This is a genomic window from Kocuria nitroreducens, assembly GCF_042879195.1.
Taxonomy (GTDB): domain Bacteria; phylum Actinomycetota; class Actinomycetes; order Actinomycetales; family Micrococcaceae; genus Kocuria; species Kocuria nitroreducens.
The window spans coordinates 1-24871 of the sequence record NZ_JBHZTC010000001.1; the positions used below are offsets into that span (position 1 = coordinate 1).

The window sequence follows — 24871 nt, forward strand, 5'->3', positions numbered from 1 at the left end:
TTCCCGATGCTCGTGGACCAGTACCGGCTCGGCAGGCTGGACCTGGACGGGTTCGTCACCGAACGGATCGGGATCGAGGACGTCGAGCCCGCGTTCGAGCGGATGACCGCCGGCAAGGTGCTGCGCTCCGTCGTGGAGCTCGACCGATGAGCGCCGTCGACGGCAACGACGGCGAGGCCCTGCCCGACCGGGAGCGCGCCCACCCCGCCGACCACGGCGCCGTCCCCGTGCGGGGCGCCGACCGGGCCGGCGGGGCCCGCATCGACCGGCTGGTCACCTCCGGGACGTTCTCCCTGGACGGAGGCACCTGGGAGGTCGATAACAACGTGTGGATCGTGGGCGACGATGACGAGTGCGTCGTGATCGACCCGGCCCACGACCCTCGGGCCGTGGTGGAGGCCGTCGCCGGGCGCACGGTGACCGCGATCCTGCTCACCCACGCCCACGACGACCACATCCGCTCCGTCAAGGAGGTGGCCGGGCAGGTGGGTGGGACGATCCACCTGCACCCGGAGGACACGGTGCTGTGGGAGCAGGTCTATCCCAAGACGCCCTTCGACACCGCCATCGCCGACGGGGAGCAGTTCGCCGTGGCCGGGACGACCCTGACCGTGCTGCACACCCCGGGCCACTCCCCGGGCTCGGTGTGCTTCTTCGCCCCGGACCTGGGCGAGGGCGGGGTGCTGTTCTCCGGGGACACCCTCTTCCAGGGCGGCCCCGGAGCCACCGGCCGGTCCTACTCCGACTTCCCCACGATCGTCGACTCCATCCGCGACCGGCTGCTCACCCTGCCCGAGACCACGGAGGTGCTCACCGGCCACGGGGACACCACCACCATCGGGGCCGAGGCCCCCCACCTGCAGGAGTGGATCGACCGCGGCCACTGACCCCTCCGTCCGCACCACCTCCACCCGCCGGGCCTCCGGGCCCGGCGGGGCTCAGAGGGCGCCGGGGTCGATGCGCCGCCAGCGGTGCACGAAGGCCAGGGCCGTGGCCAGCAGGGCGGCCGCGGAGAGCACCGGCACCAGGGCCGCGCTCCGGTACCCCCAGGACTCCCCCCACCACCCGGACAGGGCCAGCCCCCCGGTCAGCCCCACGCTCATCACGGCGGTCATCACCGTGGTCAGGGCGGTGACCCGGGAGCTCGGGGCCACGAGCCGCGCGATCTCGTAGACCGCCACCAGGCACGGGCCGGTGGTCAGCCCGGCCAGCGCGAGCACGACCACCATCCCCGCGGAGTCGTCGGGGATCGTCAGGAGCATCGCGGCGAGCACGGCCCCGGCGGCTGCCGCCACCCAGCGGTTCCACAGCCGGAGCTCCTCGGTCCGGGCGGACGCGGCCACCGCGGCCAGGGCCGAGGTGAGACCGGAGACGGCGTACAGCCAGCTGACCGAGATCACCGCGTCCACGGCGGTCGCGAAGACGACGACCGCACCGAGGGTCGACCCCAGGAGGGCGCCCAGGGCGCCCATCCCCACCACGGGGAGCAACCGGAGCTGACGCGCCCGGCGGCGGCGCCGGCGGGCGGCCCGGGTCGGTGCGGCGACAACGGGCGGCAGGAAGTGGATGAGTCCCGGCGGCAGACGGGCGGAGCAGTGCAGCAGGAACACGGTAGTGCCCACGAGCGTGAGGGTGGCCGCGAGCACCAGCACGGCGACCGGCCCGAGGGTCACGGCCACGAGACCGGTGACCGCGGCCGCCAGGACGGTCCCCAGCGCGTCCATGACGCTCTCGTGGCGCAGTGCGGTGTCGAAGAGGTCCTCCCGGGAGTCTCGGCGCAGCAGGGACCACCAGCGCAGCCGGCACGCCACGCCCATCTGCGGCAGCACGAGCCCGGCGAGCAGGCACGGGAGCACCAGCTGGGCCGGGGCGGCCTCGCTGTCGGCGGCGAGGTCCGGGAGCCGGCGCACGAGCAGCCACACCACGAGCGGATGGACGAGGGTCAGCAGCACCAGGCCGATCTGGCGCCGGCGCCACGAGGCGGCCGCGCCCATGGCGAGGCCGCACAGGGCCGAGCCGAACGTCACGGCGGCGGCGCAGAAGGTGCCCAGGGCCGGGGACCCGGAGATCAGCGCCACCGTGGTCAGCACGCCGAGCGGGAGCATGGTCTGGGGCAGCCGCACGAGCAGGGTCAGCACGGGGTACAGGGCGCCGCTGACGGCGGCGAGCTCCCGGGAGTCGGCCAGGGGCGAGCGGGCGGCCGCGCTGAAGCCCCCGAGGGGCTCGGCGGCGCGCGCGCTGCTCACGAGGTACCTCCGCTTCCTCCCGGCGGCGGCCGGGCTCGGACCAGCCTAGCTCTGCCGCACGGACGATGACGGAAAGCGTCGACCCCCGCCGCAGCGGGGTCCGAGGATCCGGGCCGGCCCGGGGGACCCCGTCCCCCGGGCGGGCGGGAGGAGCCCGGCTCCCCGGACAGCACGTCCGAGCACCTCGACGGTGCCGTGGCCGGGGACGGAACGGCCGAGGTGCCGGTCGGAGGTGTGGAGGAGTCGCAGGCGGTGCACCCAGCGGCCCCGCCGGACACGGCCGGGCCGCCGGCTCACCGCTCCTGGACCTGCGGGGCGGACCCGGCCGGGGCCGTCCCGGTCGCGGGGAGCGCATCGGTGCCCCGGCGCGGCCGGGACAGGGCGGCCGAACGGTGGACCAGTCCGGCGACGAGACCGCCGAGCAGCGGGGCGACCCAGAACAGCCACAGCTGGCCCAGGTGGCCGGCGCCGGCGACCACGGCGGCGCCCGTTGAGCGGGCCGGGTTCAGCGATCCGCCGTCGAACGGCGCGGTGATCGTGAGCAGGAAGGCGAGGGCCGCACCGATGGCCACGGGGGCGAGCACCGCGTTGGCCCGCGGCGCGGTGGAGCCCAGGACCACGAGGGCGAACAGGGCGGTCGCCACGAACTCGACGAGCAGCACGGTGGTCCACCCGGCCTGCGAGGTGGAGTTCTCGCCGAAGCCGTTGGAGACCGCGCCGAGGACCTGCGCCGTGGTCGAGGAGTCGAGCAGGGTGACGAGCACCGACCACAGCACGCCCGCGGCGGCCAGGGCGCCGAGCACCTGGGCCACCACGCAGCCGATCGCGGCCTTCGCGGGGGTGCGCCCGGCCACGACCGCGGCGAGCGTCACCGCAGGGTTGAAGTGCCCCCCGGAGACGTGCCCGAAGGCGACCATCGCGGCCACCAGGCCGAGGCCGAAGCCGAGCGCGGAGTCGATGACCTCGGTGGCGAACATGCCCGTGCCCAGCCCGGCGAAGACCAGCAGCGCCGTGCCGGCGAACTCGGCGGCCCACTGGGCCGGCGCGGACGCGGCGTCCGCCGTGCCGGCGGGCACGCTGTCCTTGCGCGCGGCGACGGGCACGGGCGCCGCGAGGCCCTCCGTGCCGGGGTCGGTGGGCGCATCTGGGTCGGTGGCCGTGCCGGCGGGGGCGGCGCCGTCGGCGCCGGGGCGCGCGGTGGTATCGGGAAGGTGGTGGCTCATGAGCTCTCCTCAGGGTCGGGGGCGGCGCGGCGGGGGTTGCCGTGCCGGCGGGGGCGCCGGACGCCCGTGCCATGCAACCACAGTCTCCTGAAGGGCCGTTGAACCCGTCCCGGGCCGTGTCGGCCGCCGACTACACTGACCGCATGCCCGCACCCCTGCTCTCCCCCGACTCCGGTCTCGACCCCGCCTGGCCCGAGTACGCCGACTCCGTGCGGGCCGCCCTGCTGGGCGGCGCCCTCGGCGACGCACTGGGCGCGGGCGGGCTCTGCGACCAGCACCCCCTTCCCCGGGCGACCGGCGCGGACGCTCCCGCCGGTCCTCGGGGCACCGGAGGCCCCGCCGCGGTGCTGCAGATCTCCGCCGGCACCCAGCTGGCGCTCTACACCCTGGACGCCCTGCAGGAGGTCGTCGAGTGGGCGAACCAGGGCCACGCCGCCGACGAGACCGCATGCCTGTGGCTGGCCTACCTGCGCTGGCTGCACACCCAGGGCGAGCACCACCCGGCCGAGGCGCCGCGGCCCCTGCCCCGCCGGATCGACGAGCTCGAGGTCCTGCACGCCGTGCGGGACCCCGACGCGACGGTGCTCGAGGCCCTCCGGTCCGGCCGGATGGGAGAGGTCGAGCGCCCGCTGCTGCCGGACACCCACGGCGCCGGAGCCGTGCTGCGCTCGGCCCCGTTCGGTCTTCTCCCCCACGTCGGCTGGCGCACGCTCGCCCCGCTGGCCATCAACGGCGCCGCGCTGACCCACGGGCACCCCGAGGCGCAGACCGCGGCGGCCGTCCACGGCTTCGTGGTCCACGCCGCCGTGCAGGCCCGCCGGGAGGGCGTGCCCCGGCCGGTCGCCGAGGCCGTGGCCGCCGCCCGCGAGACCGCGGGGAACCTCACGCGGCCGGTGGCCGAGACCCTCGCCCGGCTCGACGACGCCGTGCGCGCCGCCCGGCGGGAGGACCTCGACCCCGAGGCGCTCCCGAGGCTGCTCGGCGTGGGCGGGGCGGCCCCGGAGACCTTGGCGGGCGGGCTGGGCGCGGCTCTGCGCGCGGAGGCCGAGGCCCCCGGGGCCCCGGACCCGCAGGCCGTGTTCCGTCGCGCCGTGGAGCTGGCCACCGGCCACGACGGCGCCCCTGCCGCGACGGGGGCGATCGCCGGCGCCGTCACGGGCGCGGCCCTCGGGACGTCCGCGCTGCCGCCGGAGTGGTGCGCCCGGCTGGACGCCGGGGACGCGGTGTCGGAGACGGCCGAGTGCTGGCTCAGGGAAGTGGGGGCCGCGCCAGCCGCCTGACGCTCAGGCCGGCGCCGGCGAGCAGCTCCCGCACGGTGCCGGCACCGGCCCGGTGGACCAGGTCCACCACGATCCCCGCGCACGCCCGGGCGTCCTCGAGGGCGTCGTGGTGGCGCCGCAGCGGCACCGCGGCGGCCTCGGCCGCCCGGGGCAGCGCGTAGGACGGCAGGTCGTAGCCACGCCGGGCCAGCGCCAGGCTGCACGCGTACGCCAGCGGGGCGTGCCGCAGGTCCGTCTCCGCGCACGCGGCGCGGATCACGCCCATGTCGAAGGCCGCGTTGTGCGCGACCACGAGCTCGTCGGGATCCTCCGCCAGGATCCAGTCCTCGATCCGCGGCCACAGCTCGGCGAAGCCGGGGTGGCCCGCGACCGTGCGCTCCGTGATCCCGTGGATGCGCGTGTTGCCGGGGTCGAAGTCGGCGCGGGTGTGCGGAGGGCGCATGTACGCGGAGCGCTCCTCCACCACCCTGCCGCCGCGGACCCGCACGAGGCCCACGGCGCACGGTGAGCCGATGAAGCGGTTGGCGGTCTCGAAGTCGATGGCGGTGAAGGAGAGGGACGACGTGTCCGTGGCGGGACGGGCGGTGGTCGTGTCGGGGGAAGCAGGAAACGGCACCGGAACAGCCTACTGCGCCCGCTCAGGCGGAGACGCCGCGCAGGTTGGTCTCGATCCAGTCGTCGGCCCGGGCGATGGACTGGTTGACCTGGGCGGTGTCGAGGTCGTGGTGCAGCGCGTACGCGATCGCCTGGAGCGGGAACGTGCGCGCGTGCAGCCGGGCACGCTCGTAGACGGTCTCCGAGACGGCGGCGCGCAGGGTCTCCCAGCCGTACCACAGCCCGAGGGACGCGGCGTCGTGCGCGGGGTCGGACAGGCAGGCGTGGTCCCAGTCGATGATGCCCGTGAGCTCGTCCCCGTCCCCGTCCCACAGCATGTTGTGCCCCATGAGGTCCCCGTGCACCAGGGTCGGCACCACGGTGGGCAGCGCCGCGAGCTCGGCGACGGCCCGCCGCGCGGCCTCCTGGTTGCGGGGCAGCAGCCGCGGGATGACCTCGTCGAGGAGCACGTGCCGCCGCCGGTGGCCGCCCCAGTGCTGACCGGGACGGTCGAGGTACCGTGCGAAGCCCGAGGTGTCGACCTCGGCGAGCTCCGTCAGGACCCGGTGCAGCACGGCCGGGTCGCCGTGCCCGGGTGGGTGCGGATGGCCGGGCAGCCACGTCAGGCCCACCCCGGTGTAGCCGTGGGAGACCACCACGCCGGTGAGCGGCCGCGGGGTGGCGAACGAGAAGCGGGGCAGCCTGCGCAGCACCTCCGTGCGGCGCTGGACGTGCTCGCAGACCGTGGCGTTCTTGGCGATCCGCACGGAGATCACGTGGCCCACGTTCACCACCACGTGGGCGGACCCGCCGGCGTGCACCTCCCACTGGCTGGGGTCGGCGCGCATGCCGGCCTCGCGCAGCACGGACTCGACGGCGCCGGCGAACGGCAGGTGGTGGAGCTGCGACCAGGGCATGGTCAACTTCCTCGGTTCGGACGTGGGTCAGTCGGGGACGGCGGGGGGGTCGAGGGCGGCCAGCAGGTGCGGGAGCAGGGCCCGCAGCGCGCGCCCGCGGTGGCTGATGGAGTTCTTCTCCCTGCGCGTGAGCTCGGCGCAGGACCGGTCGAGCCCGTCGGGGCGCAGGACGGGGTCGTAGCCGAAGCCGCCGTCCCCCACGGGCTCGCGCAGCAGGGTGCCGCGCAGGGTCCCGGTCTCCACGTGCTCGAGGCCGTCCGGGGTGACGAGCGCGGCGGCGCAGACGAACTGCGCGGCGCGGTGGGCGTCGGGGACGTCGGAGAGCTGGGCGAGTAGCAGCCGCAGGTTCGCGGTGTCGTCGCCGTGCCGGCCGGACCAGCGCGCCGAGAAGATCCCGGGGGCGCCGCCCAGCACGTCGACGGCCAGGCCGGAGTCGTCCGCCACGGCGATCAGCCCGGTCGCGGCGGCGGCGGAGCGGGCCTTGAGCAGGGCGTTGGCCCCGAAGGTGGTGCCGTCCTCGACCACGTCGGGGGCGCCCGCCGCGGCGGCGTCCACGACGAGCCGCTCGACGTCGGCCCCGGGCAGCGCGGCGGCGAGCAGGTCCCGCAGCTCGGCGAGCTTGCCCCGGTTGTGCGTGGCGAGCACCACCCGTGGGCCGTCGAGCTCACCCATCGTCGGCCTCGCGCAGGGTCTCGACCTGGACCTGGGTGAGCTGGGCGCAGCCGGCCAGGGCCAGGTCGAGCAGGGCGTCGAGCTCAGCGCGGTCGAAGGGGGCGCCCTCGGCGGTGCCCTGCACCTCTACGAAGTCGCCGGACCCAGTGACCACCACGTTCATGTCGGTCTCGGCCCGGACGTCCTCGACGTACGGGAGGTCGAGCATCGGCACGCCGTCGATGATGCCCACGGACACGGCGGCCACCGTGTCGGTGAGCGGCTGGGCGCGGCGGGCGATGAACCCCTCCGCCCGGGCCCAGCCGATGGCCTCGGCGAGGGCCACGTAGGCGCCGGTGATGGCCGCGGTGCGGGTGCCGCCGTCGGCCTGGAGGACGTCACAGTCGAGGACCACGGTGTTCTCGCCCAAGGCGGCCAGGTCGATGACCGAGCGCAGGGAGCGGCCGATGAGGCGGGAGATCTCGTGGGTGCGCCCGCCGATCTTGCCCTTCACGGACTCGCGCGCGGACCGGGTGGACGTGGCGCGCGGGAGCATCGCGTACTCGGCGGTCACCCAGCCGCGGCCCTCCCCCTTGAGCCAGCGCGGGACGCCCTCCGTCACGGACGCGGTGCACAGCACCCGGGTGCTCCCGAACTCGATGAGGGCGGAGCCCTCCGCCTGCTGGGACCAGCCGCGGGTGATCGTGATGGGCCGCAGCTCGCCGGGCGAACGACCGTCGGACCGGGTCACCCCCGGGGTCGAGGGCGCTGGTGCGGTCTGGTCGACGGGGAAATCCATGTGCTCCACCTTACCCCGCGGCGCCGCGGGCCCGGCGGCGGGGTTCACGGTCCGACGGCGGCCGCGGGACGGCCGCTGCCCCGGCGGAGGATCGGGTAGGTGTGGGCGGGCTGGGCGACCCCGATGGGCCCGTCGAAGACCTCCTGCGCCTCCTCGACGGCCCGCGTCGGGGAGTTCCTCACCGGCAGGTGCGTCAGCAGCAGCTTGCGCGCCCCGGCGTCCCGGGCGGCCTCCGCGGCGCGCCGGCCGGTGAGGTGGATGCCGCGCAGCGCGTCGTCCCGGCCCTCGTGGTAGGCGGCCTCGCACAGGAAGACGTCGGCGTCCCGGGCGGCGCGCACGAGGCCCTCGCACGCGTCGGTGTCCCCGGAGTAGGCCAGGGTGCTGGGGCCCAGGACCCCGTCGTAGTCGATCCGCAGGGCGTACGGCTCGGGGGTGGGGTGCTCCACGCAGAAGGGCGTGATCGCGAAGGGCCCCACCCGCACGGTCACCTCGGCGGCCCAGGTGTGGAAGTCGAACTCCCCGTGCATGCCGGGCTCCGGAGGGAGTCCGTGGGTGCTGCTGAGGTACTCGTGGAGACCGGTGGGCGCCCACAGCGGGATCGGGGCGCGCCCCCAGCCCCGCGGGTCCCACTTGATCGCCACGTGCAGCCCGGCCAGGTCGATGCAGTGGTCGGGGTGCAGGTGGCTGACGAGCACGGCGTCGATGTCGTGCAGGTCCATGTGGCGCTGCAGCACGCCGAGGGCGCCGTTGCCCATGTCCAGCAGGATGCGCCAGGTCCGCCCCTCGGCGTCCTCGCCGCTGAGGAGGTAGCAGGAGGCAGGGCTGTCCGGCCCCGCGAAGGAGCCGGTGCATCCGACGATGGTGAGTTTCATGGAGCGTGTGCCTTCCAGGGAGAACCGGTGGGACGGCGGCCGCACCGGCCGCGGTGCTGCTCAGGGCGCGGAGGGTCCGGCTCCCCCGATCATCTCCGGGGTGATCCGTGCGAGCGATCCCGTGGGGAACTGCTCGGCCACGGAGCTGGTGTGCCGGACGCGGGCGACCTCCGGCCCCAGGAACCGCCGGGCGAGGACCTCGAAGGACGCGGCGTCCCCGGTGGCGAGGAACTCGTGGCGGGCGGGCAGGCTCGGGTCCCGCTCGAGCCCGTGCCCGACCAGTGCACGGTAGACGTCCTTGGCGGTCTCCTCCGCGCTGGACACCAGCGTGACGGTGTCGCCCATGACGTAGGAGATCACGCCGGTGAGCAGCGGGTAGTGGGTGCAGCCCAGCACGAGGGTGTCCACGTCGGCCTCGCGCAGCGGGTCGAGGTAGGCCTGGGCCGTGGCCAGCAGACCGGGTCCCGTGGTGACGCCCGCCTCCACGTAGTCGACGAACGCGGGGCAGGCCACCGAGTCGATCCGCAGGTGGGGGGCGGCGGCGAACGTGTCGTCGTAGGCGCGGGAGCCGACCGTCGCCTCCGTGCCGATGACTCCGATCCGGCCGTTGCGGGTCGAGGCCACCGCTCGGCGCACCGCCGGCTGGATGACCTCCACCACGGGGATCCCGTAGACCCGCGTGTAGCGCTCCCTGGCGTCGCGCAGCACCGCGGCGGACGCCGTGTTGCAGGCGATCACCAGCAGCTTGACGCCCGAGTCCACGAGCTCGTCCATGATGCGCAGGGCGTGCGACCGGACCTCGGCGATCGGCAGCGGCCCGTAGGGCCCGTGCGCGGTGTCGCCGACGTAGACGATCTCCTCGTGGGGCAGCTGGTCGATGATGGCGCGGGCCACGGTGAGCCCGCCCACCCCCGAGTCGAACACGCCGATGGGTGATCCGGGGTTGGGGCGCCGTGCGGTCCGGCCGCCGGCCTCGAAGGCATCGTCATCCTGCATATCGTCAAGAGCGTAGTCCCGGGCGTGCCGCCGCCCCAAACCGCGCCACGGCCGTTCCGCTGTGATGCCCGTCACTCCTCGCCGGTGCAGGAGCCGTCCGGCGTGTCGTGGCCGGTCAGTCCCGGGGCAGGTCGTGCAGGAGGGCCTCCATGAGGGTCTCCTGCAGCCACGAGACGAAGTTGTACAGCAGCGACATGTACGTCTCGACGTCCTCGATCGCGGACCAGTCGTCGTAGCGTCCCACGCGCTCGGCGTCGGCCTCGCTCCGGATCCCCAGGCGGTCCGCCAGCACCAGCCGGACGTCGTTGAGGGCCTGGCCGAAGGCCTGTGCCTGCTCGGGGTCCAGCCGCACGGGCTGGGCCTCCAGCGCCAGGGCCGCCTGCTGCAGCACGCCCCGCTTGGTCTCCCGCAGCCCCCGCTCCGTGTACCGGCGGAACTCGGCGGCGCGCTCGGGGTCCCGGCTGCCGTCGGGCAGCAGGCGCCGCAGCGCGGAGTCGTCCGGGACGGTGGCGTCCCCGGACACGCCCAGCATCCGCTCGAACGCGTCCTCCGAGGCGGGCTGCTCCGGGGCGAGCGCCTGGGCCACGTCCGCGAACAGCTTCTGCAGGAGCTCCTTCTCGGGCTCCTCGAAGCGGGCCGTGATGCCTCGGCGGGTGGACCGGAAGCCCTGGGCCATCAGCGACCCCCCGCCTGCTCGAAGGTGGCCCACAGCCCGAAGCCGTGCATCGCCACGGTGTGGGTCTCGGCCTCCTCCAGGGACCCGCTGGCCACCACGGTGCGCCCGTGGTGGTGGACCTCCAGCATCAGCGAGCGGGCCTTCTCCTCCGGATAGCCGAAGTAGGACCGGAACACGTACGTGACGTAGCTCATCAGATTGACGGGGTCGTCCCACACGACCACGTTCCACGGGGTCTCGGTCTCCGCAGTCACGGACGGCGCGCCGGTGGGCCGGGTGCCGGTCTCCGGAGTGGCGGTGGCCGCGGGGCGGGCGGCGGGAACGGTGCAGTGCATGGTCCGTCCATCGTAGCGAGTGCCGGACGCCGGGCGCACCGGCGGCGTCGCTAGAGTGGTGCCCGTGAACCAGCGCAGCCACCGGTGGGCCCCGGCGCCCACGTCCCTGATGACCGACCACTACGAGCTGACCATGCTGCAGGCGGCCCTGCACGCGGGCACCGCGCACCGGCGCAGCGTGTTCGAGGTCTTCGCCCGGCGGCTGCCGGCCGGGCGGCGCTACGGCGTGGTTGCGGGCACCGGGCGCCTCCTCGAGGGACTGGGGAGCTTCTGCTTCGGTGACGAGCAGCTGCGCTTCCTCGCCGACACCGGCGTGGTGAACCGGTACACCCTGGACTACCTGGCCGGCTTCCGGTTCACCGGGTCGATCTCCGGCTACGCCGAGGGCGAGGCCTACTTCCCCTCCTCGCCGCTGCTCGTGGTGGAGGCCACCTTCGCGGAGGCGTGCGTGCTCGAGACGTACTTCCTGTCGGTGCTCAACTACGACAGCGCCGTGGCCTCGGCCGCCTCGCGCATGGTGGGCGCCGCGGCGGGGCGCCCGTGCATCGAGATGGGCTCCCGGCGCGCCCACGAGGAGGCCGCCGTGGCAGCCGCGCGGGCGGCGGTCATCGGCGGCTTCGACTCGACGTCGAACCTGGAGGCCGGGCACCGCTACGGGATCCGGACGGTCGGGACGGCGGCCCACTCCTTCACGCTCCTGCACGACTCGGAGGAGGACGCCTTCCGCGCCCAGCTCCAGTCCATGGGCCGGGACACCACCCTGCTCGTCGACACCTACGACGTCGAGACCGCGGTCCGCAAGGCCGTGGAGCTCGCCGGTCCCGAGCTGGGCGGCGTGCGCCTGGACTCGGGCGACCTCGTGACCCAGGCCGCCTGGGTCCGTGAGCTCCTCGACGAGCTCGGCAACCCCGGCACCCGCATCACCGTCACCTCGGACCTGGACGAGTACGCGATCGCGGCCCTCAACGCCGCGCCCGTCGACGCGTTCGGCGTCGGCACCCGCGTGGTCACCGGCTCCGGCGCGCCGACGTCGTCGATGGTCTACAAGCTGGTGGCCCGCGAGGACTCCTCCGGCGAGCTGCGGCCCGTGGCGAAGGCCGCCAAGGGCAAGGTGTCCGTGGGCGGGCGCAAGCACGCCCTGCGGCGCCGGGACGAGACGGGCACCGCGACCCACGAGATGGTCGGGATCGGCGAGCTGCCCGACGACGACGGCGACGACCGGCCGCTGCTGGAGGACTTCGTCAGCGACGGCGAGCTGCTGGACGGCTGGACCGGCTCCGCCGGGGTCCGGCGGGCCCGGGAGCGGCACGCGGCGTCCGTGGCGGAGCTGCCCCGCTCGGCCCGGCGGCTCAGCGAGGGCGACCCCGTCATCCCGACCGTGCTGGGGCCCGAGGCCCCGGCCTGAGCAGCTTCCGGGCGGACGGCGCCGGACGAGACCCACCGAGCGAGACCCACCGAACAGAGGGAGGAACACCATGAGGACCGCACTGATCGTCGTCGACGTGCAGAACGACTTCTGCGAGGGGGGCTCGCTGGCCGTCGCCGGAGGCGCGGCGGTGGCCGCCGCCGTGTCGGAGCACCTCGAGGACCACCACGGGGAGTACGCGGCCGTCGCGGCCACCCAGGACTGGCACATCGACCCCGGGGCGCACTTCTCCGATGAGCCGGACTACGTGGCGTCCTGGCCCGTGCACTGCGTCGCCGAGTCCCGCGGGGCCCACGTCCACCCGGATCTGGACACGGACTGGATCCAGGCGTGGTTCCGCAAGGGCGAGCACGACGCCGCCTACTCCGGGTTCGAGGGGCTGCTGGCCCCGGACGCGGACGTGCCGATGGGCGACGACGAGGACGTCGACGACGAGCCGGACGTGAGCCTCGACGACTGGCTGCGGGAGCACGAGATCGAAGCCGTGGACATCGTGGGCCTCGCGACCGACCACTGCGTGCGGGCGACCGCCCTGGACGCGGTCGAGGCCGGCTACGACACCCGGGTGCTGGTGGACCTCACCGCGGGCGTCGCCGAGGAGAGCACGGAGCGCGCCCTGCAGGAGATGGCCGAGGCGGGGGTCGAGGTCGTCCGGTCCTGACCGGCGCCCGCCGTCGCGCCCGGCGTCGAACCGCCCGGTGCCGGGCGGGCCGTGGCCGGGCGCGGCTCACTTGCGCCCGACGAACCAGTCCTGGAGCTTCGTCACGCGGGCCTGCAGCTGGGCCTCGTTGGCCTGCGCCACCGCGGGTCCCCCGCACACGCGGCGCAGCTCGTTGTGGACCACGCCGTGCGGGGTGCCGGTGCGGGACGCCCAGGCCGAGACGTTCTTGGACAGGGTGGCGCGCAGCTCCTTCAGCCGCCGGTGGTCGGGCACCGCCGGCTGCTCGGCGGTCCGGGCCGAGCCCGGGCGCCGGCGGGCGTGCTGGGACTGCCGCTCCCGCAGCAGCGCCGAGACCTGGTCGGCCTCGAGCAGGCCCGGGATGCCGAGGAAGTCCGCCTCCTCCTCCGAGCCGACCGCCACGCCGCCGCCGAAGGCCCCGCCGTCGAAGAGGACCCCGTGGAAGGACGCGTCCGAGCCGATCGCCTCGAACCGGCCCTGGGCCAGGGCCGCGGACGCCTTCTCCTCACGGTTGGCCTCCTCGAGCAGGTCGTCGTCCCAGCCCTCCTCGAGGGGGTCCGCGGGCAGGCCGGTCTCCTCCGTGGCGGGCCTGTCGAGGGCGTGGTCCCGCTCGGCCTCCATCTCGTTGGCGAGCTGCATCAGCGCGGGCACGGACGGCAGGAAGACGGAGGCCGTCTCCCCGCGCCTGCGGGCGCGCACGAAGCGGCCGACCGCCTGGGCGAAGAACAGCGGCGTGGACGTGGACGTCGCGTAGACGCCCACGGCGAGCCGGGGCACGTCGACCCCCTCCGAGACCATGCGCACGGCCACGAGCCACCGGCTGTCCCCCGCGGAGAACTCGTCGATCCGGTCCGAGGCGCCCTTGTCGTCGGAGAGGACCACGGTGGGGCTCTCCCCGGTGATCCGGCGCAGCTGTGCGGCGTAGGCCTTGGCATCCTGGTGGTCGGTCGCGATGACCATCGCCCCGGCGTCCGGCACCGTGCGCCGCACCTCGGTGAGACGCTGGTCCGCCGCCTGGAGCACCGACGGGATCCACTGGCCGTTCGGGTCGAGCGCCGTGCGCCAGGCGTGGGCGGTGATGTCCTTCGTGAAGCCCTCGCCGAGCTCGGCGGCCATCTCCTCCCCCGCGCTGGTCCGCCAGCGCATCTGCCCGGAGTAGGCGAGGAAGATCACCGGCCGGACCACGTGGTCCTTGAGCGCGTCGCCGTAGCCGTAGGTGTAGTCGGCGCTCGAACGGCGGATGCCGTCCCCGTCCTCCAGGTAGCGCACGAACGGGATCGGCGCGGTGTCCGAGCGGAAGGGGGTGCCGGTCAGCGCGAGCCGGCGGGCGGCGGGGTCGAAGGCCTCCTGCAACCCGTCGCCCCACGTCAGGGAGTCCCCGGCGTGGTGGATCTCGTCCATGATCACCAGGGTCCGTCCCGCCTCGGTGCGGGCCCGGTGCAGGAGCGGCTTCATCGCCACCTGGGAGTAGGTCACCGCCGCACCCAGGTAGTCCCAGCCGTGGGAGCCGTCCGCGTTCTTGAAGTTCGGGTCGATCGCCAGCCCCACGCGGGCCGCGGCGTCCGCCCACTGCCGCTTGAGGTGGTCCGTCGGCGTCACCACCGTGATCCGGTTGACGGTCCCGCGGTCGAAGAGCTCCTTGGCCACCCGCAGCGCGAAGGTCGTCTTGCCGGCACCGGGGGTCGCGACGGCCATGTAGTCCCGGGGCTGGGTCTCGAAGTAGCGCTGCAGCGCCTCCGCCTGCCAGGCGCGCAGCTTCGGGGCGGTGCCCCACGCGGCGCGGTCGGGATAGGCCGGGGGGAGGTCGGCGGCGGCGGCGCCGAACAAGGAGAGCTGGTCGTCCTGGGACACTCTGGCGACGTCCTTTCGCTCGTGGTCCCGCGGCCTCGTGGTCGCGGCGGATGGCGGGGGCGGGGCGGCGGGCCACGCAAAAGCGCCCGCCGGCGGCGGGCGCTTGCTCGGGGGGCGGTGCTCAGCCCTGGTCGCCGCCCTGGTCGTTCGGCGGGCGCAGGCCGTCGTAGATCTCCTTGCAGGTGGGGCACACCGGGAACCGCTGCGGGTCGCGGCCGGGGACCCAGACCTTGCCGCACAGGGCGATCACGGGCTCGCCGGAGAGGGCGGACTCCATGATCTTCTCCTTGCGCACGTAGTGCGCGAAGCGCTCGTGGTCGCCCGGCTCCTGGAGCTCCCTGGTCTCCTCGCGCTCGATCGTGGACGTGCCCCCGGCCGGCTGCGCCGGATCGGTGCCGTAGGGGCTGTCGTCCAGGCCGTTCGTCGGGGTGCCGGTGGTCGCCGCTGAGACATGCATGGCCGCCACTTTACCCCGTCCCCGCCGAGTCCGCGTGCGCCGGGCACCGCCCGGCCGGCCCGGCTCAGCGGAACTGGGCGACCTCCTGGAGCAGCTCGGGGGACCGCCGGTCGTACCAGCGCCCGCCGAGGACGATCCCGCCCCAGCACAGCAGCGGGCCGAGCACTGCCCCCACGGCCAGCGCCGACCAGCCCCACACGGGGTCACCGGTGAAGAGCTGCACGAGGAGAAGCGCCGCGGCCGGCAGCACGAGGACGACGATCAGCCCCAGCGCCACGAACTGCACCAGGACGTTGAGCACGGTGAAGCCCTGCGGCGTCTTCAGCGGCGACGCTCCCGGCGGAGCCACCGGATAGGTGTACCGGGCGGACATCACCGAGGACAGGCCCGCCCCGCCCAGCAGTGCCAGCAGCGCGGTCCCCGCGAGCCCGGGCAGCAGGTGCCACCGGCCCTCGACCGCGAACGGCAGCAGCAGTCCGAGCGCCGTGAGCGGCACGGCGATCACGAGCAGCGCGAGCACCCGGCCCGCGCGGTCGTGGACGCCCCGCACGCCGGACAGGACGTGCAGGTGCAGGGCGGTGTTGTCGTAGGACACGTCGCCCGAGATCTGGTACGCGAGCAGCGCCGCGATCATCGGGCCCAGGCCGTAGAGGAAGACGCTGCCTCCCCCCGGGTCCCGGGTGAACCAGATGAGCACCGCGAGGGCGGGGATGACGAGCAGGCCGGCCGCGTACCGGGGGTCCCTGACCCAGTAGACCAGGCACCGGGCCGCGACGGCCGCCCACGGACGCCGGGGCGCGCGGTCGAACAGCCCTGCGCCGGCGGCCCCCTCGCGCGGGGCCGCGGTCCTCCCGCCGGCGGTGGTGGTCAGGGCCCGCTCCTGCGCGACGCGCCAGACGAGGACGAGGACGAGGACCGTCAGGACCGTGACGGCCAGCCGGGCGGCGGCGGCACCCCACCGACCCGCGGCCACGTCCGCCGGGACGGCCCACACCGCCCCGACCGGCGTCCACGCCAGCACGCCGGCGTACTGCGGCAGCCGGTCCCACAGCCGCTCCAGCCCGCTGAGCAGACCGGTGACGATGGGGCCCAGCAGCACCAGGACCACGAGCGCGGCCAGCGAGACCAGCTCCGTGAGCCGTCGGCGGCGGCCGAGACCGACGGCGAGGGCCGTCACGCAGCGGGATCCGGTGATCACGAGGGCCAGCGCGAGCGGCACGCACAGGAGGGCCGCGACCAGCGCGGCCGCGGACGAGCGCCAGGAGCTCACCGTGGCGAGGAGCGCGACGGCGGTCAGCGCACCCGGCGCGCCGACGAGCGCGCCGAGGGCCTGGCCCCACTGGACCTGGCCCACGGAGAGGGGCAGGAGGGCGAGGCGGGCCGGGTCCAGGGTGGCGTCGGCACGCGCCGCGAGGACAGGAAGCAGCCACCAGGCCAGCGTGGCCGCCGTTCCGGCCAGCACGAGCACGGTGCCCACCAGGGACAGGTCCTGGCGGCCGAGCAGGAACAGCGCGACCACGGCCAGGCCGAGCAGGAACACGAAGTAGGCGGCGCCGAGCACGGTGCCCACGAGCACCCAGGTGCTGCGGGTGAGGGTGTTGACCAGGATCCTGGCCTTCAGACCCACGAGGCGACCGGCCAGGGCGGCGGTGCCCGCCCGTGCGGGGGCGAGGCCCTCCGGGGCCGGCGCGAGCTCCGGGCTCACTCCGGGCGCAACCACGGCAGCCCCTCCCCCGTCTCCCGGCGGCCGCCGACCAGCTCGACGAACCGGTCCTCCAGCGTGGCCCCGGCCCGGACGTCGTCGACCGTCCCGGCGGCCAGCACCCGGCCACGGTCCATGACGGCGACGTGGTCGCACATCCGCTGCACGAGGTCCATGACGTGGCTGGAGACGACCACGGTGCCGCCGGCGGCCACGAACCCGTGCAGGATCTCGCGGATGTTCGCGGCCGAGACCGGATCGACCGACTCGAACGGCTCGTCGAGGACCAGCAGGCTCGGGGCGTGGATGAGGGCGCCGGCCAGCGCGATCTTCTTGGTCATGCCGGCGGAGTAGTCCTGGACCTGCGTCCCGGCGTCGGCCACCAGGTCCATGGCCCGGAGCAGGTCCTCGGTGCGCTCGGCCACGACCTCGCGGTCCATGCCGCGCAGCAGGCCGGAGTAGGTGACGAGCTGACGTCCGGTGAGCCGGTCGAACAGGTGCAGCCCGTCCGGCAGCACGCCCATGAGCTGCTTGGCCCGCCGGGGCTCGGCCCAGACGTCGACCCCGGCCACGCGGACGCTGCCCGCCGTCGGGCGGAGGAGGCCGGTCGCCATGGACAGCATCGTCGTCTTGCCGGCACCGTTGCGCCCCACGAGTCCGAAGAAGGAGCCGCGGGGGACGTCCAGGTCGACGCGATCCACGGCGACCTTGGCCTCGGGGGTGCCCGGGCGGCCGAAGACCCGGACGAGCCGGCGCACGCTCAGCGCCGGCGACCCGCCGGGCGGGGGCACCGCGAACGTGTCCGGCGCGGGCGCGCCGGACCGCTCCGGGGCGGACTGCGGGACGTGCTGGTGGCTCATGCCACCAGCGTAGGCAGGCGGGGACCCGGCACGCCTCCGGCGCGCGGCGGAGCACGGCCACCCGGCCCCCGGGCGCGCGCTCCGCCGTGCGGTGGAGGGCCCGTTCGGGGCGCGCGGACGGGGCCGCGCGCCGGCCGGTCCCGGCGGGCGGCGGTCCCGTCAGGGGTGAGGGCTCAGAACAGGGCGCGCATCAGGGCGCCCCGGGCCGTGACCACGCGCGGGTCCTCGGCGCCCACCACGTCGAAGAGCTCGAGCAGGCGCAGCCGGACGGCGTCCCGGTCCTCCCCGGCGGTGCGCCGCACCAGGTCCAGCAGCCGCCGGAAGGCGTCCTCCACGTGGCCGCCCGAGACGTCGAGATCGGCGACGGCCAGCTGGGCCGCCACGTCGTCCGGAGCGGCGGCGGCCTCGGCACGGACCGTCCCGGCGTCCAGCGGCAGCACGCGCTGGAGCAGGTGCACCTGGGTGAGGGCGAGCTTCGCCTCCCGGTCCCCGGGGTTCTCGGCGATCGCCTTCCGGTACGCGGCCTCGGCGGCGTCGACGTCCCCGACCTCGAGGGCGTCCACGGCCTCCTGGTGCAGCGGGGGCAGCGGCTCCGGCTCGTCGTCGGCGCGCGCGGGCTCCACGGTCCCCGCGATCCCGTTCTGCTCGGCGAGCGCCAGCAGCTCGTCGAGGAGCTGGGTCACCTGCTCGGGAGGGACCGTGGAGTTGAACAGCGGGACGGGCCGCCCGCCGAGCAGCGCGACCACAGTGGGCACGGACTGCGCCTGGAACATCTGGGCGATCTCGGGGGCCGCCTCGGCGTCCACGGAGGCCAGCAGGAGCCGTCCCCCGTAGCCGTCGACGACCTGCTCCAGGGTGTCGGTGAACGCCACGGACTGCTGGCTGAAGCCGGCCCACAGGGCGAAGACCACGGGGACTTGGGTGGAGAGCTGGGCGACCTCCTGGAAGTCCGCCCCCGTCACCTCCCGGCGGTACCCGCCCGGCCGGTACTCCCCGGTGGGCGGAGCGCCGGCCCCGGCGGCGGCCGCGGCGCCCAGGTCGACCGCTCCTCGCACCGACGATGGGAGCGCGGCCTCCGGCGGTGGGGCGGTCTCGGCGGGGCGGCGGGGCTGCTGGTGCTGGAACTCGTTCACGGGGCGTCTCCTCAGGGCTCGACGACAGGCTCGGCCGTCCGCTCGGCCGCCGGCGTCGGGGCTGGTTCGGTGGTCGGCGTCACCGGTGCGGATCGGCGGTCCGGGGCGCCGGGTTGCCTGGACAGCAGGACGGCGCCGCGGGTCTTCCACGATTATCGACCGCCGGGAGCGGCTCGGCCACCGGCGCGTCCCCGTGTCCGCTCCCGGCGTGACGGCGGACGCAGTGCGGTGCCGTGTCAAGGAGAGCGGGGGCCGAAGCTCGTGCCCCAGCGCCTCGAGGGCGCCGGCGCCCCCGGCCCGGTTCAGCGGCGCGTGCGCCAGCAGCGCTCGTGCCAGTGGCGGCGGTCCTCGAATGCGCTGCGCGCGCCCAGCAGGGAGTCCTGCTGCCAGACGACGAGGTGCGCGATCCCCGGCGGGATCGACCGGCCGCATCCCGGGCAGGTGTAGGTCTTGACCGCGTTGGCCGGCCGGACGTGGCGGACCAGCCAGTCCCCGTCCGCCGAGCGCTCCACCGTGGGCGCCGGTTCCAGGACCCGCTCGACTGACCACGGCTCCTGCGCCGCGCCGCGCTGCCACTTGCTCGCGCGCGGGCCGCTGCCGGGGCCGCCGTGGCGGCGTCGCGAGGAGTGGTTGGAGCGGGGCACGGCGCCATCGTCTCACACAGGCGCCACCGCCCACCGGGCCGGGCCGGCTCCCGCGGAGCGTTAGGCTGGGCCGCGTGCGTCTCGTCATTGCCGATTGCTCCGTCGACTACGAAGGGCGTCTGCGCGCCCACCTGCCCGCCGCCCGGCGTCTTCTGCTCGTGAAGGCGGACGGGTCCGTGCTCGTCCACTCGGACGGCGGCAGCTACAAGCCCCTGAACTGGATGAGCCCGCCCGCCCGCCTGCACGTCGGGGAGCCCGAGGCGGAGCTCGCGGCCGAGGGCGTCCTGCAGACCTGGACCGTCCAGGCCGCCAAGAGCGACGACCGCCTGGTCATCCAGGTGTTCGAGATTCACGAGGACGTCTCCCACGAGCTCGGCACCGACCCCGGGCTGGTGAAGGACGGCGTCGAGTCGGACCTCCAGCGCCTGCTCGCCGAGCAGATCCACCGCCTGGGTTCGGGGCACACCCTCGTCCGGCGCGAGTACCCCACAGCGATCGGGCCCGTCGACATCCTGGCCCGCGACGCCGCCGGCGCCACCGTGGCGGTCGAGCTGAAGCGCCGCGGCGACATCGACGGCGTCGAGCAGCTCACCCGGTACCTCGAGCTGCTCAACCGTGACCCTCTCCTGGCCCCCGTGCGCGGGGTGTACGCCGCCCAGCTCATCAGGCCCCAGGCCCGGGTGCTCGCCGAGGACCGGGGCATCGCGTGCCTCACCCTCGACTACGACGAGATGCGCGGGCTCGACGACAGCGACTCGCGCCTCTTCTGAGACCGCCGCCGGGCTTCCGCGTTCCCGGCCGGGCGCGGTCACGCGGTCGGCGGGCGGCCCGCAACACGCGATGATCAGCAGGCGAACAACGTTGACCGCCCCCGGGGAGTGTGTGAAGCTGAACTTGTTCTTCGTTCCATGTTTTGCATGCTCGCAGAACGGGTAAGCGAGCGTGACGTTCGACCCTGGCCCTTGTCTCCCTCCCTCGGGAACGGAGACCTCGGCCTTCGGCTCATCTCGTGGTACCGCCCTTCCGTGCACGACCTGTGCACACATTTCGCACCATCTCGCAAGGAGAGATCTTCATGGCCCAGGGCACCGTCAAGTGGTTCAACGCCGAAAAGGGCTTCGGCTTCATCACCCCCGACGACTCCGACTCGGACGTGTTCGTCCACTACTCGGAGATCCAGTCGGGCGGCTTCCGCACCCTCGAGGAGAACCAGCGCGTCGAGTTCGAGATCGGCCAGGGCCAGAAGGGCCCGCAGGCCACCGGCGTCACGCTCATCTGATCCGCTTCCCGCGCACCGGCTGAGCACGGAGCCCCGCACCCGTCCCGGGTGCGGGGCTCCGTCGTGCCGGCGACCTCAGTACGCCGTGCCCACCACGTGCCGTTCGACCGCGGCCCCGGCCGCCCCGAGCTGCTCCGCGAAATGCTCGTAGCCGCGGTCCACGTGCTGGACACCGCTGACGTCGGTGGTGCCGACGGCGGCCATGCCCGCGATCACGAGCGCCGCGCCCGCCCGGATGTCCATGGCCTCCACCGGTGCCCCGGAGAGCACGGGCATCCCCGCCACCAGGGCGTGGTGGCCGTCGAGGCGCACGCTCGCACCCAGCCGCTCGAGCTCGGCCGTGAACCCCCATCGGGCCTCGAAGACGTTCTCGGTGACCATGCCCGAGCCCTCGGCCACCGCGTTGAGGGCCACCACGAACGGCTGCAGGTCGGTGGGGAACCCCGGGTACGGCAGCGTGGACACGTTGATCGCGCGCGGACGCCGCGGCCCGGCGACCACGAGGCGGCCCCCGTCCGTGTCCACGCGGCAGCCCGCGGAGCGCAGCTTGTCCAGCACCACGGTCAGGTGGCCCGGCTCCGCGCCCTCGATCTCCACCGTCCCCCCGGTGATGGCCGCGGCGAACGCCCAGGTGCCGGCCACGATCCGGTCGGGGACCGTCCGGTGCTCGACCGGGCGCAGGGACGTCACCCCGACGACCGTGACGGTGCTCGTGCCGAGTCCCTCGATCCGGGCGCCCATCGCCTGCAGCATCCGCCCGATGTCCACGATCTCCGGCTCGCGGGCCGCGTTGTCGATGACGGTCGTGCCCTCGGCCAGCGTGCCCGCCATCATGAGGTTCTCGGTGGCGCCCACCGAGGGGTAGTCCAGCCGGAAGTGCGTCCCGCGCAGGCTCCGGGGCACGGACGCCACGAGGTAGCCGCGCTCGATCTGCAGCACCGCGCCCATGGCCTCGAGACCCGCGCGGTGCATGTCCAGGCCGCGGGAGCCGATGGCGTCCCCGCCAGGCAGGGCGACCTCGGCCACGTGGCACCGGGCGACCAGCGGACCGAGCACGGAGATCGACGCGCGCATCGCCCGCACCAGGTCGTAGTCCGCCTGGTGGTGCAGCACCGCCGGGACGTCGATCCGGACGGTCTTCTCCGCGCGCTCGTAGGTCACGGCGCAGCCGAGACGGCGCAGCAGCTCCGCCATGATCGTGACGTCGTGGATCTCGGGGACGTTCATGATGGTGGACTCGCCCTCGGCCAGCAGGGCCGCCGCCATCAGCTTCAGCACGCTGTTCTTCGCGCCGGAGACCCGCAGGGTGCCGTTGACCGCGGTGGGTCCGTGCACGACGATCTTCTCTTCCATCCACTCTCCTGGGCGGTCTCACCGGGGCTTCTGAGGCCAGCGGGTACGGCCGCGGCCTCCGCACCGGTGGTGCGGAGGCCGCGGCCGTGCTGGGCGCGCGGGACGGGTCCCGCGCGGACGGACGGGGTCAGGCGGCGGCTGCGCCGGGCAGCTGGACGGTGTCCGCCACGATCGTCACCCGGTCGTTGTCGACGAACACGAAGCCGGAGTCGATGGTGCCCTCGACCCGGGAGCCGTCCACGGGGTCCACCGCGAAGTCGCCCGGCTTGAGGATGCCGGCCACGGCCTCGTGGCCGGGCAGGATACCGATGTCGCCCTCGGACGTGCGGACCCGCACCATCCGGGCCGTGCCGGTCCACACCGCGCTCTCGAGGGAGACGATTTCGACGATCATCTCTGCCATGACTACTTGCCGCCGGTCCGGGACTTGATCTCGTCCCACTTCTGCATGACGTCGTCCAGACCGCCGACGTTGTAGAACGCCTGCTCCGGGACGTGGTCGAACTCGCCCTCGGTGATCTTCCCGAACGCCTCGATGGTCTCCGCCAGCGGGACCGTGGAGCCCTCGACTCCCGTGAACTGCTTGGCGGTGTAGGTGTTCTGGGAGAGGAACTGCTCGATGCGACGGGCGCGCGAGACGACGACCTTCTGCTCCTCGGAGAGCTCTTCGACGCCGAGGATCGCGATGATGTCCTGCAGCTCCTTGTTCTCCTGCAGGATCGACCGGACGCGGATGGCGACGTCGTAGTGCTCCTGGCCCACGATCTGCGGGTCGAGGATGCGCGAGGTCGAGGTCAGCGGGTCGATCGCCGGGTACAGACCGCGGGACGCGATGTCACGGGAGAGCTCCGTGGTCGCGTCCAGGTGGGCGAACGTCGTGGCCGGGGCCGGGTCGGTGTAGTCGTCGGCGGGCACGTAGATCGCCTGCATCGAGGTGATCGAGTGTCCGCGGGTCGAGGTGATGCGCTCCTGGAGCACGCCCATCTCGTCGGCCAGCGTCGGCTGGTAGCCCACGGCGGAGGGGATGCGGCCCAGCAGGGTCGACACCTCGGAGCCCGCCTGGGTGAAGCGGAAGATGTTGTCGACGAAGAGCAGGACGTCCTGGTTCTGCACGTCGCGGAAGTACTCCGCCATCGTGAGCCCGGTCAGGGCCACGCGCAGACGCGTTCCCGGCGGCTCGTCCATCTGGCCGAACACGAGGGCGGTGTCCTTGAGGACGCCCGCCTCCTCCATCTCGACCCAGAGGTCGTTGCCCTCACGGGTGCGCTCGCCCACACCGGCGAACACCGAGGTGCCGCCGAAGTTGCGGGCCACACGCGTGATCATCTCCTGGATGAGCACGGTCTTCCCCACGCCGGCGCCGCCGAACAGGCCGATCTTGCCGCCCTTGATGTAGGGGGTCAGCAGGTCGATCGACTTGATGCCGGTCTCCATCATCTCCGTGGAGCCCTCGAGCTCCGCGAAGGACGGCGCCTTGCGGTGGATCGGCCAGCGCTCGGTGATCTCCAGGGAGGAGGTCTCGACGTCGAGGGCGTCACCGAGCACGTTGAAGATGTGGCCCTTGACCACGTCGCCCACGGGCACGGAGATCGGCCCGCCGGAGTCCTTGACCTCGGTGCCGCGCACCAGGCCGTCGGTCTGCTGGAGGGCGATGGCGCGGACCATGTTGTCGCCCAGGTGCTGGGCCGTCTCGAACGTGATCGTCCGCGTCTGGCCGTTGAGTTCGTACTGGGCGGTCAGGGCGTTGTAGATCCCGGGCACCGCGTGCTCGGGGAACTCGACGTCGACGACCGGCCCGATGACCCGGGCGATGCGGCCCGTGGCGCCGCCCGAGACCGGCTGCCCGGCCTGTTCGCTGATGGTGGCAGTCATATCTCTCACTTCACTTGTTCGTGGTGGATAGTTGCTGGATCGCCGGAACGGCCCGTCACAGGGCCTCGGCGCCGCTCACGATCTCGGTGAGCTCAGTGGTGATCTCGGCCTGGCGGGCGTTGTTCATCAGGCGCGTGTACTTCTTGATGAGCTCGTCCGCGTTGTCACCGGCCGCCTTCATCGCCCTCTGCCGGGCCGCGAGCTCGCTCGTGGCGGCGTGGGCCAGGCTCGCGAACAGGCGGGCGTCGATGTAGCGCGGCAGGACGGCGTCGAGGAACTCCTCGGGGTTCGGCTCGAACTCGAAGGTGCTGTCCGGCGCCTCCAGTTCGTCGAACTCCCGGGCCACCTCGTCGGTCAGCGCGTTGGCGTCCACGACCTCCAGCGGCAGCAGCCGCAGCACCCGGGGCTCCTGGACCACCATCGACCGGAACGACGTGTAGACGAGGTGGATCTCGTCCACGCCGCCGTTCTCGTAGGGGGTCTCCAGGTCCTCGATCAGCACCTTGCGCAGCTCCCGCGCCCGGTCCGGACGGGCATTGTCCGTGTCCCCGGTCCAGTTCCGCTCGTACGGGCGGCTGCGGAAGTCGAAGTACGCCTGGCCCTTGCGGCCGATGAGGTACACCTTCGTCTCCTTGCCCTCCCCGTGCAGCAGCTCGAGCAGGCCCTCGGCCTCCTTGAGCACGTTGGACGAGTAGGACCCGGCCAGACCGCGGTCGGAGGTCATGATCACCACGGCCGACCGACGCACCTCGTCGGCCCGCGTGGTCAGGGCATGGGAGACGTTGTGCTGGGTGGCGACCTGCGAGACCGCCCGGGTCAGCGCGTTCGCGTAGGGACGCGCCGCCTGCAGACCCTGTCGGGACTTGTTGATGCGCGAGGTCGCGATCATCTCCATGGCCTTGAAGATCTTCTTCATGGACTTGGTCGACGCGATCTTGTTCCGGTAGACCCGAATCTGCGCTCCCATGTGACTTCCTTTCGTCACCGTGTCCGGTGCACCGCCGCGGCGGCACACCGGACCGACCG

The 24871-nt window shown here is 74.1% G+C and carries 26 protein-coding genes and 1 pseudogene; 7 read left to right on the forward strand and 20 right to left on the reverse strand.

Annotation, left to right across the window (positions count from 1 at the left end; genetic code table 11):
* A pseudogene (locus ACFYE1_RS00005) lies at positions 1-150 on the forward strand (S-(hydroxymethyl)mycothiol dehydrogenase); the annotation flags it as partial.
* The gene (locus tag ACFYE1_RS00010) at positions 147-887 is read left to right on the forward strand and encodes an MBL fold metallo-hydrolase (protein ID WP_387738623.1); all 741 of its coding nucleotides are present in this window, start codon (positions 147-149) and stop codon (positions 885-887) included. The pseudogene ACFYE1_RS00005 and the gene ACFYE1_RS00010, both read left to right, overlap by 4 nt.
* 51 nt (positions 888-938) lie before the next feature.
* Here the strand turns inward: ACFYE1_RS00010 and ACFYE1_RS00015 are convergent, their stop codons facing one another.
* A complete protein-coding gene (locus ACFYE1_RS00015; protein WP_387738624.1) occupies positions 939-2246 on the reverse strand; it encodes a hypothetical protein in 1308 nt (435 codons plus the stop codon).
* Between the two features lie 293 nt (positions 2247-2539).
* A complete protein-coding gene (locus tag ACFYE1_RS00020; RefSeq protein WP_387738626.1) occupies positions 2540-3469 on the reverse strand; it encodes an aquaporin in 930 nt (309 codons plus the stop codon).
* A gap of 143 nt (positions 3470-3612) precedes the next feature.
* Here ACFYE1_RS00020 and ACFYE1_RS00025 point away from each other — a divergent pair, with 143 nt between their 5' ends.
* Positions 3613-4749: an ADP-ribosylglycohydrolase family protein gene (locus ACFYE1_RS00025; protein ID WP_387738628.1), complete on the forward strand. Its 1137-nt coding sequence runs from the start codon at positions 3613-3615 to the stop codon at positions 4747-4749.
* Here the strand turns inward: ACFYE1_RS00025 and ACFYE1_RS00030 are convergent.
* The 8 genes from ACFYE1_RS00030 to clpS form a co-directional block, all read right to left on the reverse strand.
* Positions 4718-5365, reverse strand: coding sequence for a 3'-5' exonuclease (locus ACFYE1_RS00030; RefSeq protein WP_387738630.1), 648 nt, complete (start codon positions 5363-5365; stop codon positions 4718-4720). The genes ACFYE1_RS00025 and ACFYE1_RS00030 overlap by 32 nt on opposite strands.
* A gap of 22 nt (positions 5366-5387) precedes the next feature.
* Complete coding sequence (locus tag ACFYE1_RS00035; RefSeq protein WP_387738632.1) at positions 5388-6260, reverse strand: phosphotransferase family protein; 873 nt, start codon at positions 6258-6260, stop codon at positions 5388-5390.
* A 27-nt stretch (positions 6261-6287) separates the two neighbouring features.
* Positions 6288-6932, reverse strand: coding sequence for an RdgB/HAM1 family non-canonical purine NTP pyrophosphatase (rdgB, locus tag ACFYE1_RS00040; RefSeq protein WP_387738634.1), 645 nt, complete (start codon positions 6930-6932; stop codon positions 6288-6290).
* On the reverse strand, positions 6925-7710 hold the full coding sequence (gene rph / locus ACFYE1_RS00045) for a ribonuclease PH (RefSeq protein WP_387738636.1): 786 nt from the start codon (positions 7708-7710) through the stop codon (positions 6925-6927). The genes rdgB and rph overlap by 8 nt, the downstream gene beginning before the upstream one ends.
* Before the next feature lie 44 nt (positions 7711-7754).
* Positions 7755-8582 carry an MBL fold metallo-hydrolase gene (locus ACFYE1_RS00050; RefSeq protein ID WP_387738638.1) on the reverse strand — a complete coding sequence of 276 codons (828 nt, stop codon included), beginning with the start codon at positions 8580-8582 and terminating at the stop codon, positions 7755-7757.
* A 60-nt stretch (positions 8583-8642) separates the two neighbouring features.
* Positions 8643-9578, reverse strand: a complete 936-nt coding sequence (gene murI / locus ACFYE1_RS00055; protein WP_387738640.1) for a glutamate racemase — start codon at positions 9576-9578, stop codon at positions 8643-8645.
* 115 nt (positions 9579-9693) lie between these two features.
* Positions 9694-10254 (reverse strand): DUF2017 domain-containing protein, encoded by a 561-nt coding sequence (locus ACFYE1_RS00060; protein ID WP_387738642.1) that lies wholly within the window; start codon positions 10252-10254, stop codon positions 9694-9696.
* On the reverse strand, positions 10254-10589 hold the full coding sequence (clpS, locus tag ACFYE1_RS00065; protein ID WP_387738645.1) for an ATP-dependent Clp protease adapter ClpS: 336 nt from the start codon (positions 10587-10589) through the stop codon (positions 10254-10256). Before clpS ends, ACFYE1_RS00060 begins: the two co-directional genes overlap by 1 nt.
* A 55-nt stretch (positions 10590-10644) precedes the next feature.
* On the opposite strand from clpS, the gene ACFYE1_RS00070 reads away from it, so the two are divergent.
* Both ACFYE1_RS00070 and ACFYE1_RS00075 read left to right on the forward strand, forming a co-directional pair.
* Positions 10645-11994 (forward strand): nicotinate phosphoribosyltransferase, encoded by a 1350-nt coding sequence (locus tag ACFYE1_RS00070; protein ID WP_387738647.1) that lies wholly within the window; start codon positions 10645-10647, stop codon positions 11992-11994.
* Positions 11995-12064: 70 nt separating this feature from the next.
* On the forward strand, positions 12065-12676 hold the full coding sequence (locus ACFYE1_RS00075; protein WP_387738649.1) for an isochorismatase family protein: 612 nt from the start codon (positions 12065-12067) through the stop codon (positions 12674-12676).
* A 66-nt stretch (positions 12677-12742) separates the two neighbouring features.
* On the opposite strand, the gene ACFYE1_RS00080 is transcribed toward ACFYE1_RS00075, so the two are convergent.
* From ACFYE1_RS00080 to ACFYE1_RS00105, 6 genes are all read right to left on the reverse strand, one after another.
* Positions 12743-14545 (reverse strand): DEAD/DEAH box helicase, encoded by a 1803-nt coding sequence (locus ACFYE1_RS00080; protein WP_387738651.1) that lies wholly within the window; start codon positions 14543-14545, stop codon positions 12743-12745.
* A 121-nt stretch (positions 14546-14666) separates the two neighbouring features.
* Entirely contained in the window at positions 14667-15002 is a 336-nt protein-coding gene (locus tag ACFYE1_RS00085; protein WP_387738653.1) for a DUF3039 domain-containing protein, read from the reverse strand.
* 64 nt (positions 15003-15066) lie between these two features.
* Positions 15067-16722: a hypothetical protein gene (locus tag ACFYE1_RS00090; protein WP_387738655.1), complete on the reverse strand. Its 1656-nt coding sequence runs from the start codon at positions 16720-16722 to the stop codon at positions 15067-15069.
* On the reverse strand, positions 16704-17564 hold the full coding sequence (locus ACFYE1_RS00095) for an ABC transporter ATP-binding protein (protein ID WP_387738656.1): 861 nt from the start codon (positions 17562-17564) through the stop codon (positions 16704-16706). The genes ACFYE1_RS00090 and ACFYE1_RS00095 overlap by 19 nt, the downstream gene beginning before the upstream one ends.
* A 173-nt stretch (positions 17565-17737) precedes the next feature.
* Positions 17738-18697, reverse strand: coding sequence for a co-chaperone YbbN (locus tag ACFYE1_RS00100; protein WP_387738658.1), 960 nt, complete (start codon positions 18695-18697; stop codon positions 17738-17740).
* Between the two features lie 302 nt (positions 18698-18999).
* Entirely contained in the window at positions 19000-19341 is a 342-nt protein-coding gene (locus ACFYE1_RS00105) for a hypothetical protein (RefSeq protein WP_017833251.1), read from the reverse strand.
* A 74-nt stretch (positions 19342-19415) separates the two neighbouring features.
* Between ACFYE1_RS00105 and nucS the strand changes: the two genes are divergently transcribed.
* Together nucS and ACFYE1_RS00115 are read left to right on the forward strand one after the other, a co-directional pair.
* Positions 19416-20111 (forward strand): endonuclease NucS, encoded by a 696-nt coding sequence (gene nucS, locus ACFYE1_RS00110; RefSeq protein ID WP_387738660.1) that lies wholly within the window; start codon positions 19416-19418, stop codon positions 20109-20111.
* 305 nt (positions 20112-20416) lie between these two features.
* A complete protein-coding gene (locus tag ACFYE1_RS00115; protein ID WP_017833253.1) occupies positions 20417-20620 on the forward strand; it encodes a cold-shock protein in 204 nt (67 codons plus the stop codon).
* 75 nt (positions 20621-20695) lie between these two features.
* On the opposite strand, the gene murA is transcribed toward ACFYE1_RS00115, so the two are convergent.
* The 4 genes from murA to ACFYE1_RS00135 form a co-directional block, all read right to left on the reverse strand.
* Positions 20696-21973, reverse strand: a complete 1278-nt coding sequence (murA, locus tag ACFYE1_RS00120) for a UDP-N-acetylglucosamine 1-carboxyvinyltransferase (protein WP_387738662.1) — start codon at positions 21971-21973, stop codon at positions 20696-20698.
* Between the two features lie 127 nt (positions 21974-22100).
* Positions 22101-22376, reverse strand: a complete 276-nt coding sequence (locus tag ACFYE1_RS00125; RefSeq protein ID WP_387738665.1) for a F0F1 ATP synthase subunit epsilon — start codon at positions 22374-22376, stop codon at positions 22101-22103.
* A gap of 2 nt (positions 22377-22378) precedes the next feature.
* Complete coding sequence (gene atpD / locus ACFYE1_RS00130; RefSeq protein WP_387738667.1) at positions 22379-23845, reverse strand: F0F1 ATP synthase subunit beta; 1467 nt, start codon at positions 23843-23845, stop codon at positions 22379-22381.
* A gap of 55 nt (positions 23846-23900) precedes the next feature.
* Positions 23901-24812: a F0F1 ATP synthase subunit gamma gene (locus ACFYE1_RS00135; RefSeq protein ID WP_387738669.1), complete on the reverse strand. Its 912-nt coding sequence runs from the start codon at positions 24810-24812 to the stop codon at positions 23901-23903.
* Positions 24813-24871 lie beyond the last annotated feature (59 nt).